Origin of the sequence: Lentzea tibetensis (assembly GCF_007845675.1) — a bacterium.
Taxonomy (GTDB): Bacteria; Actinomycetota; Actinomycetes; order Mycobacteriales; family Pseudonocardiaceae; genus Lentzea; species Lentzea tibetensis.
On record NZ_VOBR01000006.1, the window covers coordinates 413,816 to 434,197 of the forward strand.

The 20,382-nt window shown below is 70.6% G+C and carries 22 protein-coding genes and 1 rRNA gene; 1 reads left to right on the plus strand and 22 read right to left on the minus strand.

The window, feature by feature from the left end; genetic code table 11:
* Positions 1-55: 55 nt before the first annotated feature.
* From FKR81_RS12250 to ald, 6 genes are all read right to left on the minus strand, one after another.
* On the minus strand, positions 56-865 hold the full coding sequence (locus tag FKR81_RS12250; RefSeq protein WP_146351143.1) for a segregation and condensation protein A: 810 nt from the start codon (positions 863-865) through the stop codon (positions 56-58).
* Entirely contained in the window at positions 862-1,179 is a 318-nt protein-coding gene (locus FKR81_RS12255) for a hypothetical protein (protein WP_146351145.1), read from the minus strand. The genes FKR81_RS12250 and FKR81_RS12255 overlap by 4 nt, the downstream gene beginning before the upstream one ends.
* Positions 1,176-2,111 carry a ParA family protein gene (locus FKR81_RS12260; RefSeq protein WP_146351146.1) on the minus strand — a complete coding sequence of 312 codons (936 nt, stop codon included), beginning with the start codon at positions 2,109-2,111 and terminating at the stop codon, positions 1,176-1,178. The genes FKR81_RS12255 and FKR81_RS12260 overlap by 4 nt, the downstream gene beginning before the upstream one ends.
* A 100-nt stretch (positions 2,112-2,211) precedes the next feature.
* A complete protein-coding gene (locus tag FKR81_RS12265) occupies positions 2,212-2,532 on the minus strand; it encodes an ArsR/SmtB family transcription factor (protein ID WP_146351148.1) in 321 nt (106 codons plus the stop codon).
* A 24-nt stretch (positions 2,533-2,556) separates the two neighbouring features.
* Entirely contained in the window at positions 2,557-3,441 is an 885-nt protein-coding gene (gene xerD, locus FKR81_RS12270; protein WP_146351231.1) for a site-specific tyrosine recombinase XerD, read from the minus strand.
* Entirely contained in the window at positions 3,441-4,514 is a 1,074-nt protein-coding gene (gene ald / locus FKR81_RS12275) for an alanine dehydrogenase (RefSeq protein WP_146351150.1), read from the minus strand. The genes xerD and ald overlap by 1 nt, the downstream gene beginning before the upstream one ends.
* Positions 4,515-4,566: 52 nt before the next feature.
* Between ald and FKR81_RS12280 the strand changes: the two genes are divergently transcribed.
* On the plus strand, positions 4,567-5,184 hold the full coding sequence (locus FKR81_RS12280; RefSeq protein ID WP_235921481.1) for an NINE protein: 618 nt from the start codon (positions 4,567-4,569) through the stop codon (positions 5,182-5,184).
* 3 nt (positions 5,185-5,187) lie between these two features.
* Here the strand turns inward: FKR81_RS12280 and FKR81_RS12285 are convergent, their stop codons facing one another.
* From FKR81_RS12285 to rrf, 16 genes are all read right to left on the minus strand, one after another.
* On the minus strand, positions 5,188-5,553 hold the full coding sequence (locus FKR81_RS12285; protein ID WP_222598234.1) for a DUF2752 domain-containing protein: 366 nt from the start codon (positions 5,551-5,553) through the stop codon (positions 5,188-5,190).
* A gap of 35 nt (positions 5,554-5,588) precedes the next feature.
* Positions 5,589-6,212 (minus strand): NUDIX domain-containing protein, encoded by a 624-nt coding sequence (locus FKR81_RS12290; RefSeq protein WP_235921482.1) that lies wholly within the window; start codon positions 6,210-6,212, stop codon positions 5,589-5,591.
* Positions 6,213-7,892, minus strand: a complete 1,680-nt coding sequence (locus FKR81_RS12295) for a CTP synthase (RefSeq protein ID WP_407936520.1) — start codon at positions 7,890-7,892, stop codon at positions 6,213-6,215.
* 815 nt (positions 7,893-8,707) lie between these two features.
* Positions 8,708-9,637 carry a copper transporter gene (locus tag FKR81_RS12300; protein ID WP_146351155.1) on the minus strand — a complete coding sequence of 310 codons (930 nt, stop codon included), beginning with the start codon at positions 9,635-9,637 and terminating at the stop codon, positions 8,708-8,710.
* Complete coding sequence (gene steA, locus FKR81_RS12305; protein ID WP_146351157.1) at positions 9,634-10,818, minus strand: putative cytokinetic ring protein SteA; 1,185 nt, start codon at positions 10,816-10,818, stop codon at positions 9,634-9,636. The genes FKR81_RS12300 and steA overlap by 4 nt, the downstream gene beginning before the upstream one ends.
* Before the next feature lie 55 nt (positions 10,819-10,873).
* Positions 10,874-11,332 (minus strand): hypothetical protein, encoded by a 459-nt coding sequence (locus tag FKR81_RS12310; protein ID WP_146351159.1) that lies wholly within the window; start codon positions 11,330-11,332, stop codon positions 10,874-10,876.
* Entirely contained in the window at positions 11,329-11,784 is a 456-nt protein-coding gene (locus FKR81_RS12315; RefSeq protein WP_146351161.1) for a hypothetical protein, read from the minus strand. Before FKR81_RS12315 ends, FKR81_RS12310 begins: the two co-directional genes overlap by 4 nt.
* On the minus strand, positions 11,784-12,365 hold the full coding sequence (locus tag FKR81_RS12320; protein ID WP_146351163.1) for a hypothetical protein: 582 nt from the start codon (positions 12,363-12,365) through the stop codon (positions 11,784-11,786). The genes FKR81_RS12315 and FKR81_RS12320 overlap by 1 nt, the downstream gene beginning before the upstream one ends.
* Positions 12,362-12,955, minus strand: coding sequence for a hypothetical protein (locus FKR81_RS12325; protein ID WP_146351165.1), 594 nt, complete (start codon positions 12,953-12,955; stop codon positions 12,362-12,364). Before FKR81_RS12325 ends, FKR81_RS12320 begins: the two co-directional genes overlap by 4 nt.
* A 26-nt stretch (positions 12,956-12,981) precedes the next feature.
* On the minus strand, positions 12,982-14,769 hold the full coding sequence (gene recN, locus FKR81_RS12330; RefSeq protein WP_186762932.1) for a DNA repair protein RecN: 1,788 nt from the start codon (positions 14,767-14,769) through the stop codon (positions 12,982-12,984).
* A gap of 80 nt (positions 14,770-14,849) precedes the next feature.
* A complete protein-coding gene (locus tag FKR81_RS12335) occupies positions 14,850-15,740 on the minus strand; it encodes an NAD kinase (protein ID WP_146351167.1) in 891 nt (296 codons plus the stop codon).
* The gene (locus tag FKR81_RS12340; RefSeq protein WP_146351168.1) at positions 15,737-16,543 is read right to left on the minus strand and encodes a TlyA family RNA methyltransferase; all 807 of its coding nucleotides are present in this window, start codon (positions 16,541-16,543) and stop codon (positions 15,737-15,739) included. Before FKR81_RS12340 ends, FKR81_RS12335 begins: the two co-directional genes overlap by 4 nt.
* 4 nt (positions 16,544-16,547) lie before the next feature.
* Positions 16,548-16,715, minus strand: a complete 168-nt coding sequence (locus FKR81_RS43505; RefSeq protein ID WP_186762933.1) for a hypothetical protein — start codon at positions 16,713-16,715, stop codon at positions 16,548-16,550.
* Between the two features lie 4 nt (positions 16,716-16,719).
* Positions 16,720-17,514, minus strand: a complete 795-nt coding sequence (locus FKR81_RS12345; protein WP_146351170.1) for an HAD-IIA family hydrolase — start codon at positions 17,512-17,514, stop codon at positions 16,720-16,722.
* Positions 17,511-20,159, minus strand: a complete 2,649-nt coding sequence (locus tag FKR81_RS44315; RefSeq protein ID WP_235921483.1) for a tetratricopeptide repeat protein — start codon at positions 20,157-20,159, stop codon at positions 17,511-17,513. The genes FKR81_RS12345 and FKR81_RS44315 overlap by 4 nt, the downstream gene beginning before the upstream one ends.
* 93 nt (positions 20,160-20,252) lie before the next feature.
* Positions 20,253-20,369, minus strand: a 5S ribosomal RNA gene (gene rrf, locus FKR81_RS12355).
* Between the last annotated feature and the right edge of the window lie 13 nt (positions 20,370-20,382).

Consider the following 20,382-nt stretch of genomic DNA (forward strand, 5'->3'; position numbering starts at 1 on the left):
GGAACTGTTCGGCGCGAGCCGAACGGACAATCCCGGCCGTCCGGCCGGGAAGACGTCAACCGTATTCCTCGTCTTCGTCGCGGGCGACGGCCCGCGCTTCCTCCACCGACCCACCGACCCAGGTCACCTGCAACGGCCCCAACGGGTCGGGCTGCTCGAACGCCAGCACCTTCTCCCGGTACAACTCCAGCAAGGCCAGGAACCGGGCAACGACGTCCATCGTCTCCGAACAGTCGGAAACCAACTCGGCAAAGGTGGCCGTCCCGGCCGCGGCCAAGCGGGAACGCAACAACTCGGCGTGCTCCCGAACGGACACCCGATGCTGGTGAATGTGCGCGACGGACACTGTCTTAGCGGCCTTGGGCCGAAAGGCGGCGGCGGCGATCTCGGCGAACCGCGCGGGCGATACGCCGAGCATCACCTCGGGCAACAACCCTTCGTACCGCTGCTCCAATGCGACAGAACGCGGATACCGCCGATAAGCCCCTTGCTCCAACTCGGCGAACAACGCCGCGACCTGCTTGTAGGCCCGGTACTGCAAGAGTCGCGCGAACAACAGGTCGCGTGCCTCCAAGAGGGCCAGATCGTCTTCGTCCTCGACGTCGCCCGCGGGCAACAACCGGGCGGCCTTCAAATCGAGCAATGTCGCCGCGATGACGAGGAACTCGGTCGTCTCGTCCAAGTCCCACGAGTCGCCGAGTGCGCGGATGTGCGCGATGAAGTCGTCGGTGACGGTGTGCAGCGCCACCTCGGTGACGTCCAGGGTGTGCTGGGAGATCAGCTGCAGCAGGAGGTCGAACGGCCCCTCGAAGTTCGTCAGCTTGACCTTGAACCTGCCGTCGCCCTCAACAGACGGTTCAGTCACTGCTCGCGCAACCTACGCACGAGCAACGAGTCGGCGCCCGATGACTCCAGGTCGTCCAGCACGATCGCGATGGCCTCGCGCACCACGCGGCCGCGGTCCACGCCCAGCGAGTGCGACCCGCGCAGCTCGAGGCGGGCCTGCTCCAGCGCGAGCAGCTCCTCGTCGGACACGTACACCGTGATCTTCGTGGTGTGCTTCTCTCGACCGCTCCCCCGCCGTTGCGCGGGAGGCTCGTCCGTGGACGAGGTGGCGGGAGCAGCCGAGGTGAGGCGGAACAGCTCAGCCGCGCCCGGCAGTGAAGGGCGACGGTTCACCTGGCGATCACCTCACGGGCCAGTGCGCGGTACGCCTGCGCGCCCGCCGAGCGCGGGGCCCAGCGGGTGATCGGCTCGCCCGCGACCGTGGTCTCGGGGAACCGGACGGTGCGGTTGATGACGGTGTCGAACACGATGTCGCCGAACGCCTCGACGACGCGCGCCATCACCTCGCGGGAGTGCAGGGTGCGGTGGTCGTACATGGTCGCGAGGATGCCGGTGATCTCCAGCTTGGGGTTCAAGCGTTCCTTGACCTTCTCGATGGTGTCGATGAGCAGCGCGACCCCGCGCAGCGAGAAGAACTCGCACTCGAGCGGGATCAGCACTCCGTCCGCGGCCGCGAGGGCGTTCACCGTGAGCAGGCCGAGCGAGGGCTGGCAGTCCACCAGCACGTAGTCGTAGTGGTCTATCACCGGACGCAGCGTGCGGACGAGCGTGTGCTCCCTGCCGACCTCGGACACGAGCTGGATCTCGGCCGCGGACAGGTCGATGTTCGACGGGAGCAGGTCCATGTCGTCGACGCCGGTGTTGCGGATGACGTCGCGGACGCCGCAGTCGCGTTCCATGATGACGTTGTAGATCGTCTGGTCGAGCTGGTGCGGGTGGATGCCGAGGCCGACCGACAGCGCTCCCTGCGGGTCGAAGTCCACCAGCAGCACGCGTCTGCCGTACTCGGCCAGCGCGGCACCCAGGTTGATGGTCGACGTCGTCTTGCCCACGCCGCCCTTCTGGTTGCAGACCGCGAGGATCTTCGCGGGGCCGTGCTGCAGCACGCCCGGTGGTTCGGGCGTGTGGCGGCGCGGGCGACCGGTCGGACCGATGCCACCGACCTGCTCGGGTGCGACGTCGTCGACGGGCGCGGCGTGAGGAGCCAGGCTCAGGTCAACGGGAGGACGCGGCGCGAAGCGCTCGGCGTGCTCTGGTGTCGACATGGCCCGGTAACCTCACTGCTCGTAGTCGTCTCTCCGGGCGCAGCCTAGGCCGACGATGTATCAGCGGCAACGCGCCTCGCCGAGGACCGTCACACTGAGGTCAAGCAGGTACATCCGTTCGGGTGGCAGCCGAAAGGACCACGTCGAGCAATCCGGGGAACAACCTGTCGAGGTCTTCGCGGCGCAGCGACACCCAACGCTGGTTGCCCCGGCATCGTGTCCGGGTCACCCCGGCCTCTCGCAGGACGCGCAGATGTTGGGACAACGTCGACTTCGCGACCCCCACTTCGAACGCTCCGCAGAGGCGTTCGCCGTCGGCTTGTATCTGCCGTACGACGGCAAGCCGGGTCGGATCACTCAACGCGTGCAACACAGCGGGAAGGTCGATCGCCTCGAGGAGCGGCTCGTCCAAGTTCGGCACGTTTACACCGTACCCGTGGATGCCTCACATTCCAGTGGCACGTGGGTGAGCGGTCGCATAAACCTCGCGCAAAGTCGTAACTGTGACCAACGTGTAGACCTGAGTGGTCGTAACGGACGCATGCCCTAGCAACTCTTGGACCACACGCACATCCGCGCCTCCTTCGAGGAGGTGCGTCGCGAACGAGTGCCGCAACGTGTGCGGTGAGACGGGGGCCAGAATTCCGGCCTCCTCCGCCGCCGTTTTGAGCACCTGCCAGGCCGACTGGCGCGAGAGCCGCCCGCCACGCGTGTTGAGGAACAAGGCGGGCGTGCCGCGTCCCTTTGCGGCCAAAGCGGGTCGCGCTCTCACCAAATAGGAGTCAACGGCGGCCAGCGCCGGACGGCCGACAGGAACGATGCGCTGTTTGCCACCTTTGCCGTCCAAAAGGACGGTCCGCTCCTCCGCGTCAATGTCGTCCACGTCCAAACCGACGACCTCCGAGATGCGCGCGCCCGTCGAGTAGAGGAGTTCCAGCAACGCCTTGTCGCGCGGATTGGACACGTTGTCCAGCAACTGGAGCACCTGGTCGACCGGCAACGCCTTGGGCAGCCGCTTCGGCGGCGACGGCGGGTGCACGGCGCGCGCGGCGTCGTGCGGCACCAGTCCTTCCCGGTGCGCGAAGCGGTGCAGCCCGCGCACGGCCACGAGCGTGCGGGCGGCGGACGACGCGGCGAGACCGCTCTCGCGCAACGTCGCGAGGAACTCGCTGACGTGCCCCTCGCTCACCTCCTCGAGCGCGGTGACGCCGCGTTCGGTCAGGTGCTCGTCGTAGCGGCGCAGGTCGCGCGAGTACGAGTCGAGCGTGTTGTGCGCGGTGCCGCGTTCGACCGCGAGGTGGTCGAGGTAGGTGGCGATGACCTCAGCGATCACCCCGACAGCCCTTCGAGGACGATCCGTCCGTCCACCGCGTTCACGCCCTTCGCCAGTGCCGGGTCGGCGGCGACCGCGGCTTCGAAACCCTTGTCCGCCAACGCGAGCACGTACGGCAGCGTCACGTTGGTGAGCGCCCAGGTCGAGGTGTTCGGCACCGCGCCGGGCATGTTCGCGACGCAATAGAACACGGAGTCGTGCACCCGGTACGTCGGGTCGGCGTGCGTCGTCGGCCGCGAGTCCTCGAAGCACCCGCCCTGGTCGATGGCGATGTCCACGAGCACCGAACCGGGCCGCATCCGCGACACCAGGTCGTTGCTGACGAGCTTCGGCGCCTTCGCGCCCGGCACGAGCACCGCGCCGATCACCAGATCCGCCCAGCGGCAGGCCTTCTCGACCTCGTAGGCGTTGCTGGCGATCGTCTGGAGGTGGCCGCGGTAGGTGAAGTCGATCTGCCGCAGGCGGTTGACGTTGTTGTCCAGCACGATCGTCTCGGCCTGCAGGCCGACGGCCATCGTCGCCGCGTTCAGCCCGGCGACCCCGGCGCCGATCACCGCGACCTTGCCCGCCGCGACACCGGGCGCGCCCCCGAGCAGCACGCCGCGGCCGCCCTGCGCGCGTTCGAGGCAGTGCGCGCCGACCTGCGCCGCCATCCGCCCGGCGATCTCGCTCATCGGCGCGAGCAGCGGCAGCGAGCCGTCCGGCAGCTGCACGGTCTCGTAGGCGATGGCGGTGATGCCGGAGTCCAGGATCGCCTTCGTGCACTCAGGACTGGCCGCGAGGTGCAGGTAGGTGAAGAGGACCTGGCCGGACCGCATGCGGTGGTACTCGTCCGCGATCGGCTCCTTGACCTTGAGCACGAGCTCGGCGTCCCGCCACACGTCGTCGGCGGTCGGCACGATCGTCGCGCCCGCCTCCTCGTACTCGTGGTCGGGGAAGGACGACCCGGCGCCCGCGTCGGTCTCGACGACCACCCGGTGCCCGCGGCGCATCAGCTCGACCACACCCGCCGGCGTGATGGCCACCCGGTACTCGTGGTTCTTGATCTCCCGAGGGACTCCGACCAACATCGTCGCAGCGTATTCCGCACAACCCCGAGTCGCATCGGATAGCGTCCGCGTCGTGTCAGAAGCTTTCGGCGCCGAGCACCAGCGCATCGGCAACCAGCAGCGCGAAGAAGCGATCAACGCGCTCAACGACCACTTCGCGGCGGGCCGCGTCGACATCGGCGAGTACCAGAACAGGGTGAGCAGCGCGACCAACGCGCAGACCTACCAAGAACTCGCGATGCTGTTCAGCGACCTCCCGCACCCGCACCCGCCGTTCCTGGCACCCGCGACACCGCCGCCGTTCCCGACGATGACGATGCCGCCGCCGGCATACACGCCGCCGCCCACGTACACGCCGCCGACGGGGCCCTACACGCCTCCTGCGGGCGCGTACGTGCCTCCGCCGACCTATGCGGTGCCGCCGACGGCATACGGGTACAACGTCTACGCGCCGTACGGCTACGACCCGCTGACCGGGCAGCCGCTGTCGGACAAGTCGAAGGTCGTCGCGGGCCTGCTGCAGCTGTTCCTCGGCGGCTTCGGCGTCGGCCGGTTCTACATCGGCGACGTCGGTATCGGCGTCGCGCAGCTGCTGACGTGCGGCGGCTGCGGCATCTGGGCGCTGGTCGACGCGATCATCCTGCTGGTCAACGGCGGAACGGACGCGCAGGGCCGCAGGCTGCGCGACTGACGCTCAGAGCACCAGGTTCCGCACCAGCATCCACGTGAGCCCCACTCCCAGGACCACCGATCCGAGCCTCCTGGGAACGGGCCGCGGCTTCTCCCCCTTGCGGGCCGCGTTCGCCCACCGCAGCCACAGCCACGCGAGCATCGGCAGCCCGGCGACGAGCATGACCGCGTTGAAGTCCCACGCGGCGGCGAAGTCGCCGTGCAGCAGCGCGTGCACCATCCGGGTGGACCCGCAGGCGGGACAGTCCCAGCCGGTCAGCCAGTTGAACGGGCAGCGCGGCAGCAACGAGTCCGGGTTGTTCGGGTTCACGAACAGCAGCACGCCGCACCCGGCGGCAGCCGCTGCCAGCGTGATGAAGGGAGCTTTCATCAAGCTCAGCTTTGTGAAAGCTCCCTTCATGAAGATCACCTCAGGCCGCGGGCCGCGAAACGGGTCGGGCGGTCGCGCCACGGGGCGTCGGCGGGACGGGCGGACGCCCGGCCCTCGACGACCTCGCGCGCGGCCAGCAGTCCACCGACCGCGGACGAGTTGACGATCTCACCGGAGAACACCATCGACACCGCGTCGGACAACGGGAAGCGGTGGATCTCCAGGTCCGCCTCCTCCTCGCCCTGATGATCACGTTCCACAGTGGACAGACCCTGGGCGAGGTAGACGCGGACGACCTCGTCGGTGAAACCCGGTGACGCGGCCACGTCCACGAGCGTCGACCACCACTGCGCGGAGAGCCCGACCTCCTCGCCCAGCTCACGCCGCGCACCGTCCACAGGGGACTCGCCCTCGGCGTCGAGCAGGCCGGCGGGCAGCTCCCACAAGTGGCGGCCGAGCGCGTGCCGGTACTGGTGGATGAGCGTCACGAAGCCCTCGGAGTCGAGCGCGACGACCGCCACCGCACCGGGGTGCTCGACGATCTCGCGTTTCGCGGTGTCCCCGCCCGGCATCTCGACGTCGTCCACCCGCAGCGCCACGACGCGGCCGATGTGCACGTCCGTCGAGTCGACGGTCTTGAACTCGTGACGATCACTCACTTATTTGACTCCTGCCGTGAGCGGAAGACGTTCCGCGACACGGTAGTCGATCGCCGCCCGAACGAAAGCGGCGAACAGCGGGTGCGGCTTCGTCGGGCGCGACTTGAGCTCCGGGTGGGCCTGCGTCGCGACGAAGAACGGGTGCACGTCGGCGGGCAGCTCGATGAACTCGACGAGCCTGCCGTCCGGCGAGACACCGGAGAACACGAGGCCCGCGTCGGCGAGCTTGCCGCGGTAGGCGTTGTTGACCTCGTAGCGGTGGCGGTGCCGCTCGGACGCCTCGGAGGCACCGTAGGCGTTCGCGACCTGCGAGCCGGGCGTCAGCTTCGCGACGTACGCGCCGAGGCGCATCGTGCCACCCATGTCGCGCTCGCCGGAGATGACGTCCTGCTGGTCGGCCATCGTGCTGATGACCGGCGCGCCGCCCTCCTCGAACTCGGCCGAGTTGGCGTCCGCGATGCCCGCGAGGTTCCGCGCGGTCTCGATGACCATGCACTGCAGCCCGAGGCACAGGCCGAGGATCGGCACGCCGCGGGTGCGGGCGTAGGTGATGGCGCCGATCTTGCCCTCGATGCCGCGCACGCCGAAGCCACCGGGCACGAGCACGCCGTCCAGGCCGGACAGCGCACGCGCCGCGCCCTCTGGCGTCTGGCACTCGTCGGACGGCACCCACTTGACCTCGACCTTGGCGCGGTGCGCGAAACCACCCGCGCGCAGCGCCTCGGTGACCGACAGGTAGGCGTCCGGCAGGTCGACGTACTTGCCGACGAGACCGATCCTCACCGTCTCGGACGGGTTGTGGACGCGGTCGAGCAGGTCGCCCCACACGGTCCAGTCGACGTCGCGGAACGGCAGGTCGAGGCGGCGCACGACGTACGCGTCGAGGCCTTCGGCGTGCAGGACCTTCGGGATGTCGTAGATGGACGGAGCGTCGACCGCGGCCACGACGGCCTCGTTGTCGACGTCGCACATCAGGCCGATCTTGCGCTTGAGCGCGTCCGGGATCTCCCGGTCCGCGCGGCACACGATGGCGTCCGGCTGGATACCGATGTTGCGCAGCGCGGCGACCGAGTGCTGCGTCGGCTTGGTCTTCAGCTCACCGGACGGCGCGAGGTACGGCACGAGACTGACGTGCAGGAAGAACACGTTGTCCCGGCCGACGTCGTGCCGCACCTGGCGGCACGCCTCGAGGAACGGCAGCGACTCGATGTCGCCGACTGTGCCGCCGACCTCGGTGATGACGACGTCCGGCGTGACACCGTCCGCGTCCGGCTCGGCCATCGCCCTGATCCGGCGCTTGATCTCGTCCGTGATGTGCGGGATGACCTGGACGGTGTCGCCCAGGTACTCGCCGCGCCGCTCCTTGGCGATGACCTCGGAGTAGACCTGCCCGGTCGTGACGTTCGCGTCCGCGGTCAGGTCACGAGCGAGGAACCGCTCGTAGTGGCCGATGTCGAGGTCCGTCTCCGCGCCGTCGTCGGTCACGAAGACCTCGCCGTGCTGGAACGGGTTCATCGTGCCGGGGTCCACGTTGAGGTACGGGTCCAGCTTCTGCATGGTGACCCGCAGACCACGGGACGTGAGCAACTGGCCGAGGCTGGAAGCCGTGAGCCCCTTGCCGAGCGAGGAGGCGACGCCTCCCGTGACGAAGACGTGCTTGGTCGTGCGTACCTGCTGCACCAACGAGGGCTCCCGTGGTCCGAAATTGGTGAGGGTCAATCCCCCACGTCCACGGGCCTAAACGCTAACACGCCTTCGGTCACTCAGCGCACTCCGACTCGGTGGATCACATCACCCGGTTGGCGGTGCCGCCATCGCACCAACAAGAATCGCCGCGCAGCGGCAGCCCAACCCAGCGGCAGCGGGCAGCCGTCCCGGCACGGCTCCGTCGAATCGGCGTGTTGGTCGGGCGGGATGCCGAGCAGGGTGAGCGGCCCGGCGGGGCAGCATCGTGAACACAGCGGGGATCAGGAAACAGGCACGGCCTTCACGATCATTGGTCTTCGACACCACATGATCGAACAGAGGTCGTACTCGCTCACATCGCAGCCGCACCAAGCAACAATCGCCGCGCAGCGGCAGCCCAACGGGCAGCCCCCACCCGCCCTGGCAGGGTTCCGTCAAAGTCAATTGCCCGCATCCTGCGCGGACACCGGGACATCGAGAACCGGCTGCACCGGGTCCGTGACGTCACCAACGGCGAAGCCACTCCCGCCCGCGCACCGGCACCGCACCACGCGCCATGGCCAGCCGGCGCAACCTCGCCCTCAGCGCACACCGCATCACCGGCACCAGCAACATCGCCCAAGCCCTACGCGCCACGGCCCGAGACAACACACGATCGAACCGACGTCGTGCCTGCCTGCGCCGCAGCAACTCCAGGCAGCCCCCACCCGCCCTGGGGGGCGTCCCTGCTCCAGTCTATCGACATAGCCGCAGGTCAGCGCGCCATTCGGCGATCTGTGGACAACTCGGCCGGTGTGGACAACTCGCGATCACGCCGCCGGCGACGGCGCCTCGGCGTTCCCGGCCACGCCGTAGCGCCCCGACCTGCCCTCCAGCTGCTCCCGCAACGCCAGCACGGTCACCACGCGACCGGCCGCGGAGTCGATGTTGTCCACAGTGGACAGGACCGAGGTGGACGCCGTGTCCGCCCGCACCACGCCGATCGCCCCGGTCCCGCTGGCCGCGCCGTCCGCACCGGCGAGGACGGTGCCGGCGCCGGACCGGTCGAGCTGGGTCGCGAACCGCGCGACGGTGGCGGCGCGGTCGCCCGCGGCGTCGCCCGTCGCGGAACCACCGGTGAGCACGACCGCGAGCTGCGCGGCCTTCACGCCCTGGGTGGCGCGCACGAACCCGGAGTTCGCGAGTCCGGCCAGCGCGGAGGCGGCCTCGTCGGCTGAGGCCTGGGGCTGGTTGTCCTTGTTGAGCAGCAGCAACGTGCCGAGGAGGCCACCAGCGCGCGTGCCGGGGTCCGACGCGGTCGGCAGCTGGGTTCCGGCGGGCTGGAGGCGGGCGACGAGGTCGCGCAGCTGGTCGGCCTTGTTCGGGTCGGTGAACGCGTCGGTGAGCTGGAGCTCGCCGGTGACGGTCGCGCCCGCGGCCTTGAGCAGCTGGGTCAGCGCGTCGCGGTCGGTGGGCCGCGCGTCGGCCGTCGTGACGATGACGACCGTGCGGTCGGTGAGCCGGTCCTTCACCGCGAGCGGACCGACGGAGCCCGCGAACCGGTCAGCCTCGGCGAGCTTCGCGTTCAGCGCGTTGCGCTCGGTCTGCAGGTCGGACACCTGCTGGCCCAGCGTGTTCTTCTCGTTCGACAGTCCGGAGAGGAGCCTGCCGCTGATGGCGGTCGACCCCAGCACCACGCCCACGGCGAGCGCGAGGAACACCGCGGTGATCGAGACGATGTGGTAGCGCAGCGAGATCACGAGAAAAGCCCCCTGAACCAGTCGGCGACGGATTTCCACGCGTCGACGGCGATGTCGACGTAGGCCTGACCGACCCCGGACACCGCGAGCGCCGACACCATGGCGATGACGGCGGCGAGCACCAGGAGGACGATCACGCCGAGTGAGACCCGGCTGCGGTGCAGCGTGGCGACGGCTTCGCCGTCCACCAGCTTGCTGCCCAGCTTCAACCGGGTCAGGAAGGTCGAGGGGTTGGAGCCGGAGTGGCCCCGGTCGAGGAACTCGCGCAGCGTCGCGCGCAGCCCCACCGTGACGACCAGGGACGCGCCGTGCGCCTCGGCGAGCAGCAGCGCCAGGTCCTCGGCGTTGCCGGACGCGGGGAACGTGACCGCGCCGATGCCCAGGTCCTGGATGCGCTGGAGACCGGGCGCGTGCCCGTCGGTCTGCGCGGGCACCACGACCTCGGACGCGGCCTTCAGCGACGCGGTGCCGATGCCGTCGGGGTCGCCGACGATGATGTCCGGCTTGAACCCGGCGTCGTGCAACGTGTCCGCGCCGGTCTCGACGCCGATCAGCACGGGCCGGTACTCGCGGATGTACTTGCGGAGCTTGCGCAGCTCCTCGGCGTGCGACGGGCCGCCCGCGACGACCAGCACCTGCCGGTCGCGGATCGGCACGTACACCTCCGGCACGCCGACGCCGTCGAGTATCAGCGTGCGTTCGCGGCGCAGGAACTCGATGGTGTTGGCGGAAAACGCCTCCAGCTGCGCCGACATCCCGGCCTTCGCCTCGATCATGGCGTCCGCGATGGACTCGGCGTTCTGCTCGACGCCCTTCGCGAGCTCGCGTTCGCCCGCGTAGACGACGCCCTCGTGCAGCCGGAGCTTCGTGCCCTCCTTGATCTCCCGCAGCGCGGTGGCACCGACCTGGTCGATGAGCGGGATGCCCGCCTCGATCAGCAGCTCGGGCCCCAGGTTCGGGAACCGGCCGGAGATCGACGGCGACGCGTTCACCACCCCGACGACCTCGGCGGCGACCAGCGCTTCCGCGGTCCGGCGGTCGAGGTCGACCAGGTCGAACACCGCCACGTCTCCGGGGCTGACCCTCCGGATCAGGTCACTCGCCTTCCGGTCCACCCGCGCCACGCCGGTGACCCCTGGCAGTTCGGTGTTCGAGCGGCTGAGCAACCCGGAGAGCTTCATGCGTCCGATGGTGACTCACGGTGCAGGTGTGGCCGGTGAGGCACGCCGAGCGCGTTCAGTCCCAGGTCGGGTGAAGAACCGTCCCCGCGACGGCCACGACCACGGCCGCGAGCAGGAACCAGATGCCGTCGCCGTACCCGGCGCGCAACGCGGGGTCGACCAGCAGGTTGCCGTCGCGGGAGAACGCGATCGCGTTCTCCAGGTACACGAGCAGCATCGCGACCACGCCCGCGAGCATCGCGGTGCCGGCGAGCGCGAGCTTCTTGCCCTTCTTCGGCCATGCGAGCGCGACGACCAGCAGCAGGGCCGCGGCCACGATGGACGCGCCGAACAGCGGGCTGTGCGGGTCGTCCGGGCCGCCGAAGTTCGTGCGCCACGCGGTGGTGAAGAACTCGCTGCGCGGCTGGTCGAGGCCGAACTGGATGCTCAGGTAGGACAGCGTCCTCGTCGTGCCCCACAACGCCAGTGCGACCGCCGCCACGAGCGCGACCACGGCCTGAACGCGCCTGCTCACGCCGCCTCCCGCTGCAACCCGACCGCACCCGCCGTCGCAACGACCGTCGCCACGACCAGCAGCACCAGCCCGATGCCGAAGTCGAACGACGCACCCTTCTGGCCGACCGCGTGCCCGCGCTCGGACATCACCAGCGCCACCAGCACACCCAGCGCACCGACCTGGGCCAGCGCGCCGCCGAGCGCGGCGTACCGGGCCACCTCGGGCCGCCACGCGAGCGCGGCGATCGCCAGCGCGGCGATGACCGCGGTGACGGTCAGCGGGATCCCGTACGTCGGGGACAGTTCGCCCGCGGGCCAGTCGCCCGGCTTGTTGATGATCGTGGTGCCCCACGCGCGGACGACGACCTCGACACCACCGGTGTAGGACGACGAGTACAGCGGCAGCACCTGCGCCACCGCGGTGAGCACGACGCCGACGGCCAGCAGCGCGGCCGCCGTGGCGCGCCCCATCACGCGTTCTCCTGCATCGGGACACCGTACGGCGGGGTGTCCATCTCGTCGGAGTCGTCGAACTGGTGGATCACCACCGCTCCCTCGGTGGCGGCGGGTTCGGCGGCGCGCTTGCGCCGCAGCGTGAACACGAGCCCGACCACGGCGACGACCACGCCCGCGATCATGACCGTCAGTCCGCCGCCCGCCTCGGCGGTGGGCCCGAAGTCCATGCCCGGTTCCTGCGCCTGGACCCCGCTGCCCATCGACAGGTACGCCTCCGCGGCCGACCACACACCCGCGGCCATCCCGGCGACACCGCCGACGGCGAGCAGACGGCCGGCTTCCCGTCCACGCAGCAACAAGACCACGCCGACGACGGCAGCCACGGCGGCGGCCGAGATCGGCAGCCCGAAGCGGGGCGGGTACGCCTCCTGGGGCGGCCCCGACGCGGGCTGCAGGTACTCCCACGAGCTCATCGAGTGCACCTCGGAGGCTCCGGGGAACGAGAACTTGAGCACGTACAGCTCGAGGAACGTCCCGATCACCGCGACCACGGCACCGACGACCAGCAGCACCGGCCCGAGCCGCACCCGGATCACTTGGGTTCCTCGACCACGACCGGGAAGCCGTAGGGCGGCGTGTCCTCGTCGCTGCCCTCGTCCTCGATCTGGTGGATGACGACGTCGTCCGCGGGCGGCTCGGGTTTCGGCTGCCGCGGCGGGTACTCCTGGATCGCGGCCGCGCCGACCAGTGCGAGCCCGGTCGCCACGATCAGCGCCAGCAGCCCGTCGCCGGTGTGCAGCTGGACCGGCGAGTCGGGCTGCAGCTGGAACGCGAACTCGGCGACCTTCGAGTCGTGGTACTCCTGCGCGGTCCACGCGGCGCCGAACAGCAGGCCGGCACCGATCAGCGCCCCGTACCTGGCGAGCGGCAGGCGGGTGCTGAGCAGCCCGCCGAGTGCGAGCAGCACAGCACCGGCGAGTATCGGCAGGCCGAACCTCGGCGGCGGCGTGGTGCGGCCGCCGGGGAAGTCGTTGCGCGACACCGTCCACGCGTCTTCCTCGAACCGCAGCGGTGAGCCCTGGCCGACGTCGATCTCGATGTAGCGGAACGTCAGGAATGTCGCGGCCACGCCGAGCGCGGCCGCGAGCACCACCAGCACCGCCCCCAGTGCCCGGCGCGTGGTCACGTTCGCACTTCCTTCCAGCCTGTTGCTCAGGCGCCCTTCTTGCGGCTCTTGCGCCGCACGACGGGTGCCGCGTCCTTGTCCGCCTTGGCGGCGGCCAGCAGTTCCTCGGCGTGGGCCCGGCCGGTGTCGGTCGAGTCCATCCCCGCCAGCATGCGCGCGAGTTCGACGACCCGCTGGGATTCGTCCAGCCTGCGCACCGCGCTGCTCGTGAACGTCCCGTTCGCGCTCTTGTCGACGACGAGGTGCCGGTCCGCGAACGCGGCGACCTGCGGGAGGTGCGTCACGACGATGACCTGGTGGCTGCGCGCCAGCCTGGCGAGCCTGCGCCCGACCTCGACGGCCGCACGGCCGCCGACACCGGCATCGACCTCGTCGAACACGAGCGTGGGCACCGGGTCCGAGTGCGACAGCACGACCTCCAGCGCCAGCATGACCCTGGAGAGCTCACCGCCGGACGCGCCCTTGTGCACCGGCAGCGCGGGCGCGCCGGGGTGCGAGATGAGCCGCAGCTCCACGTCGTCGACGCCGGACGCACCAGCGTGCAGCCGCAGCTTGCCGACGGCGAGCGCCTGCGCGTCGTTGGCCTCGGCGTGGCGTGGCCGGACGACGACCTCGACCGTCGCGTGCGGCATGGCGAGCCCGTCGAGCTCCTCGGTGACGGCCTTGCCCAGCTCCTCGGCCGCGGACGTGCGCGCGTCGGTGACCTGCTGCGCGAAGATCGCCAGCTCGAGCGCCAGCGCGTCCCGCCGTTCGGCCAGCGCGGTCAGCGCCTCCTCGGACGTGTCGAGCCCGTCGAGCCGCTGCTTGGCCTGGTCGGCCCACTCGATGACGCCGTCGACGTCCGCCGCGTACTTGCGGGTGAGCGCCTTCAGCTCGGCCTGCCGCTGGAGCACCTGCTCGAGGCGGCCGGGGTCGGCGTCGAGGTGCTCGAGGTAGGTGCTGATCTCCGCGCCCACGTCGGCGAGCAACGTGGCCGCTTCGACGAGCCGCGGTTCCATCTCGCGCAGCTTCGGGTCCTCCGAGACGGACAGCCTGCGGCGCGCCTCGCTGATCAGCCCCAGCGCGCCGGGGTTGTCCGGGTCGCCGTCGACGGCGCCGCTGACCGCGTAGTGCACGCCCTGCGCGGTTTCACGCAGCTGGTCGGCGTCCGCGAGGCGGCGCGCCTCGTCGTGCAGCTCGGTGTCCTCGCCCGGCTTCGGGTCAACGGCCCCGATCTCGCCGAGGCCGTGCCGCAGCAGATCGGCCTCGCGGGCCAGCTCGCGGGAGCGTTCGGTGCGCTCGGTCAGCTCGGCGGCGACGCGCAGCCACTCCTCACGCAGCCGCTGGTACTCGCCGAGCGGCCCGGTGACGTCGTCGCCCGCGAAGCGGTCGAGCAGCGCGCGCTGCTCGGTGGGCCGCATCAGGCGCAGCTGGTCGTTCTGCCCGTGCACGGCGAGAAGCTGTTCGGACAGCTCGGAGAGCACGCCGACCGGGACGGAGCGGCCACCGAGGTGGGCGCGCGAACGGCCGTCCGCACCGACGGTGCGCACGGCGATCACCGTGCCGTCGTCGTCCGGCTCACCGCCGACCTCGTCGGCCACCTTCGCGGCCGGGCTACCGGCCGGGGCGTGAAATCTTCCCTCCACCACTGCTTTGTCGGCGCCGGTTCGAACTCTGGACGCCTCGGCACGACCTCCGCCGAGCAGGTGCAGCCCGGTCACGACCATGGTCTTGCCCGCCCCCGTCTCACCGGTGACAACGGTGAATCCGGGGTCGAGCTCGAGCGTCGCCTCGTCGATCACGCCAAGGCCATTGATGCGCATCTCGGCCAGCACAGGGCGAACGATACTTGCCTCCCCTGACAGTTCCGCGCGGGTACCGTATCCAGCGAATGCCGCGTGTCCGAGCGGTGAGATCAGCCTGCCGATGGTCCGCGCCATCCCTTCACGGGCAACGAGAACTTCTCGACCAGCCGGTCGGTGAACGGTTCCTGGCGCAGCCGCACGACCTTGAGCGGGAACTTGCCCTCGACGACCTCGATGCGCGACCCCGGCGGCAGCTCGAACGTGCGCCGCCCGTCCGCGGACAGCACGGCGGGCTGGCTGCTCGGCTCGATCTCGAACGCCACGACGGACTTCGGCGACACCACGAGCGGCCGCGCGAACAGCGCGTGCGCGTTGTTCGGCACCACCAGCAGCGCCTGCACGTCCGGCCACACCACCGGTCCGCCCGCGGAGAACGCGTACGCGGTCGACCCGGTCGGCGTCGCGCACAGCACGCCGTCGCAGCCGAACGCCGAGACAGGCCTGCCGTCGACCTCGACGACCACCTCGAGGATCCGCTCCCGGATGCTCTTCTCGACGCTGGCCTCGTTGACGGCCCAGGTCTGCGCGATGACGTCGCCGTTGGCGCGCACCATCACGTCGAGCGTCATGCGCTCCTCGACGTGGTAGTCCTTCGCCAGCACGTGGGTCACGGCCTCGTGCAGCGCGTCCGAGTCCGCTTCGGCGAGAAACCCGACGCGGCCGAGGTTCACGCCGAGGATGGGCACACCGGCGGGCAGCGCGAGCTCCGCGCCGCGCAACAGGGTTCCGTCACCGCCCAGCACGAGCACCAGCTCGGTACCGGCGGCCGCCTCGTCGTCCGCGGGGACGAGCTTCGTGCAGCACGACGGTCCGAGGTCGGACGCCTCCTCGTCGAGCACCCGCACGGTGATGCCACCGACGGCGAGCCTTCCGGCCACCTGCCGTGCGAGATCGACGTTGCTCTGGTGTCCGGTGTGGACGACCAGCAGGATTTCCCTCATTGGGGCCCTTCTGCGACAGCGGTGCGCACCATCTCGGCGACAGCACCCGGTTCGACCGGGGCGCCGCGCCGGAGCCAGAGGAAGAATTCGACGTTGCCGGACGGGCCGGGCAACGGGCTAGCGACCACGCCGTGCGGCTGCAGCCCCAGTTCCTGTGCGGCGACGGCCACCTCGGTGACCGCTTCGGCGCGCAGCTCGGGGTCGCGGACGACGCCACCCGAGCCGAGCCGTTCCTTGCCGACCTCGAACTGCGGCTTGACCATCGGCAGCAGATCGCCCTCCTCGTCGAGGCACGCGGCCAGTGCGGGAAGCACGAGCCTCAACGAGATAAACGAGAGATCAGCTACCGCGAGTTCAACTTTTCCGCCGATGTCCTCCGGCGTGAGGGTGCGGACGTTGGTCTTGTCCTTCACCACGACCCGGTCGTCGGTCTGGAGTTTCCAGTCGAGCAGGCCACGTCCGACGTCCGCCGCCACGACGGTTTTCGCACCGCTGCGCAGCAGGACGTCGGTGAAACCGCCGGTGGACGCGCCCGCGTCGAGGCACCGCTTGCCGTCGACCGCGATCTGGAACGCTTCGAGCGCGCCGACGAGCTTGTGCGCGCCGCGCGAGGCCCACTTGGGGTCGGCCTGGTCTTCCTTGACGACCAGTGCCGTGTCGATCTCGACGGCGGTGGCTGGTTTGGTGGCGACCGTGCCGCGGATCGTCACGCGGCCTTCGGCGACGAGCTGGCTGGCGTGCTCACGCGACCGCGCCATGCCGCGGCGCACGAGTTCGGCGTCGAGCCGTGCCCTGCGTGGCATCGGGTCACACCTTGTCGATGGAGGACAGCGCCTCGGTGAGCGTCGCGTGCACCGCGTCGAACCGGGCGACGTGCTCGGCGACGTCCACGTGGTCGAGGCCCTCGAGCCGCGACAGCGCGTCCTCGATAGCTTCCGCCGGGATCGGCGGAGGGCCGGGCAGTGGGAAGTTCACCGGTTCACGGTAGCTGATGCAGAACCGACAGGTCTCGGCCGACATACGTGGGCCGCCACTCCTCCGGCAGCGCCTCCGCGTCCTCGCGGGTCGACACGCCGGTGAGCACGAGCAACGAGTCCATGCCCGCGTTGACCGCACCCGCGATGTCCGTGTCGAGCCGGTCCCCGACCACCAGCGGCCGGTCCGCGCCGAGCGACTTGGCGGCCTGCTCCAGCAGCGGTGTCGCCGGCTTGCCCGCGACCAGCGGTTCGGTGCCCGTGGCCGCCTTCAGCGCCGCCACCAGCGCACCGTTGCCGGGCAGCAGCCCGCGCTCGGTGGGCAGCGTGACGTCGACGTTGCAGGCCACCCACAGCGCGCCGTTGTTGATGGCGACGCAGGCCTCGGCCAGCTCGCGCCAGCCGAGGTCCTGGTTGAGTCCCTGCACGACCGCCTGCGCCTCGTCCGCCGTGTCGACGGGGACGAGCTTGCGCAGACGGATCTCCTCTTTCAGCGCGTCGGTGCCCAGCACCAGCACCTTGGTCGCGGCGGGGACGCGGTCCGCGACCATCGCCGCGCCCGCCTGCGCACTGGTGCTGACCTCGGTGATGCTCGTGTTGAACCCGAGCTCGTTGAGGTGGTCCGCGACGGCCTGGGGGCTGCGTGAGGCGTTGTTGGTGACGAAGCGGATCCCGACGCTCTTCCTGCGTGCCTCGGCGACCGCCTCGACGGCGCCGGGAACCACTTCGCCTCCCCGGTAGACGGTGCCGTCGAGGTCGATCAGCAGCGCGTCGTACCGGTCCAACAACGTCTGGCTCACTTGTCTCCCGCGTCCTCGGTGCTCTCCGCGTCGTCGTTCGCGGTCTCGCCGTCGCCTGCGTCCTGGACGTCCTCGGTCAGCTCGAACGCGCGCTCGGCGGCGTCGGTCTCACCCTCGTCGTCGGCCTCAGCGGCGTTGAGGAACCACTTCACGGCTTCCTCGGTGCGCCCGGCAGCCGCCAGGTTGTCCGCGTAGGCGTAGAACAGCCGTGCGCTGAACTCGGTGCGGTGACCGGGGTCGAGGTCGGGCCCCTGCAGCGCGACGACCGCCGCGTCCAGCTGACCCATGTCCCTGCGCGCACCGGCCGCGACGATCCGCAGCTCGACGGCCTCTTCGTCCGGCAGCTTCAGTCCCTTGGCCTCACGGGCGAGCTCGATGGCCCGCTCGGGCCTGCCGAGCGCGCGTTCGCAGTCCGCCATGATCGCCAGGTGGCCGGTGCCGGTGGTCATCCGCCGCGCGGCCCGCAGTTCGGACAGCGCCTCGGCCCACTCGCCCGCGAAGTACGCGGTCAGGCCGGCCGCCTCGCGGACGACACCGACGCGCGCCGCCTTGCTGCGGGCGTGCCGTGCGTGCTCGAGCGCCAGCTCCGGCTCGCTGTCGATCAGCAGACCGGCCGCGGCCAGGTGCCTGCCCACGATCTCGGCGAGGCCCTTGGGGAGGCTGCGCAGCTCGCCCCGGATCTCCGGGTCGAGCAGCGAGATGTCGGCGTCCTCGGGGAGCTCGGGTGCCCGGCCCCGGACGGGAGCGGACTCCTCGTCCCGGTCACGCCCGCGGTCGCCCGCGTCGTCGCGCCTGTCGCTGCCGCGCTGGTCGCTGTCACTGTCATCGCGGCGGCTGTCGCCGGCCTCGTCAGCGGCGCGCTCGTCCTCGCGGTCGTCAGCACCGCTCTCGTCGGCGTCGCGCTCAGTTGAGTCGCGCTCGTCGATCTCGTCGTCCTCGCGGTCGACGTCGTCGGCCTCAACCGCGCTCGGGGCGTCGGTCGAGTCGTCGGCCTGCACAGCCTCGGCAGAACTCACAGTGGATGCGGAGACCGCGGCCTCGTCGACATCGGTCTGGTCGGCGGTCTTCTCGTCGACCTGGCTCGGCTCGGCGGCGCGCTCCTGGAAGCGTGCCGCGCGCTCACGGCTGCGCTGGTCGCGGCGGTCGTCCGTGGGACGGTCGCTGCTCGCCGGACGGTCATCGCGGCGGTAGCCGCCCTGGTCGTCACGGCGGAACTGCTTGCGCTCGCCCGTGTGGCGGTCGTCGCGGGGCTTGAAGTCGCGACGGTCGTTGTCGCGCGGCTTGAAGTCCCTGCGGTCGCCACCGCGGTCGTCACGCGGACGGTCGTCGCGGGAGCGGAAGCCGCCGGAAGGACGGTCGCCACCGCGGTCGTCGCGGGGCTTGAAGTCCCTGCGGTCGCCACCGGAGCGGGGGTAGCCGCCGCGGTCGCTCGAAGGACGGTCGTCGCGCCCGCGGTAACCGCCCTCACGACGGTCGCTGCCGGAGCTGTCGTCACGGCGGTAGCTCGGACGATCGCTCGAGCGGTCGTCACGCGGCTTGAAGCCACCGCGGTCGCCACCGGAACGGCCGCGATCGCCGCCCGCGCGGTCATCGCGACGGAAACCGCCGCGGTCACCGGAGCTGGAACGGTCGCCGCGGTAACCACCGCGGTCGCCCGACGAGTCGTCGCGGCGGTAGCTGGGACGGTCGCTCGAAGAGCGGTCGTCACGGCCGCGGTAACCGCCACGGTCGCTGGAGCTGTCGTCACGGCGGTAGCTGGGACGGTCGCCGCCACGGTCGTCGCGCGGCTTGAAGCCACCGCGGTCGCCACCGGTGCGGTTGTAGCCGCCGCGGTCGCTGGACGAACGGTCGTCACGGCCGCGGTAACCGCCCGAAGGACGGTCGCCACCGCGGTCGTCGCGGGGCTTGAAGTCCCTGCGGTCGCCACCGGAGCTGGAACCCTTGTAGCCACCCCGGTCCGAGCTGGGGCGGTCGTCACGGCCGCGGTAACCACCGCGGTCGCCGGAGCTGTCGTCACGGCGGTAGCTGGGACGGTCCGAGCCGGCGCGATCGTCACGCGAGCGGAAGCCGCCGCGGTCGCTGCTGCTCGACGAACCCTTGTAGCCACCCCGGTCGGAACCCGCGCGGTCGTCGCGCCGGAAACCACCGCGGTCGCCGCCGGTGCTGGAACCCTTGTAACCGCCGCGGTCCGAGCTGGGGCGGTCGTCACGGCCGCGGTAACCACCGCGGTCGCTGCCGGAGCTGCCGGAACCCGAACGGTTGTAGCCACCGCGGTCGCTCGACGAGCGGTCAGAGCTGGGGCGGTTGTAGCCGCCTCGGTCGCTGCTCGAGTCGTCGCGGCGGTAGCTGGGGCGGTCGGAGCCGGCCCGGTCATCGCGGCGGTAGCCGCCCTGGTCGTCACGGCGGAACTGCTTGCGCTCGCCCGTGTTGCGGTCATCGCGGGGCTTGAAGTCGCGACGGTCGTTGTCGCGCGGCTTGAAGTCACGGCGGTCCGAGGACGACTTCGCACGGTCGTCGCGGCTGCCGGTACTGCTGCTGCTGCTGTTGAACTTTCGATCGCCTGTTGGGCGGCCACCATCGGAACGGCGCGGTCGGTCTCCCTGGCCACGCTGACGGTCGCCGGGACGATCCCCGAACCTGGACACCAAATCCTCCTGTGGATATGGACGCACTGAAAGGGGCCTGCGAGAGAGCACTCTGTAGTGTGCCCCCATCGCAAGCCCCTTCAGGGAAGTAAAGTTCGGCGGCGACCTACTCTCCCACACCGTCACCAGTGCAGTACCATCGGCGCAGAAGGGCTTAACTACCGGGTTCGGAATGGGACCGGGTGTTTCCCCAACGCTATAACCACCGAAACACTATGGAAAT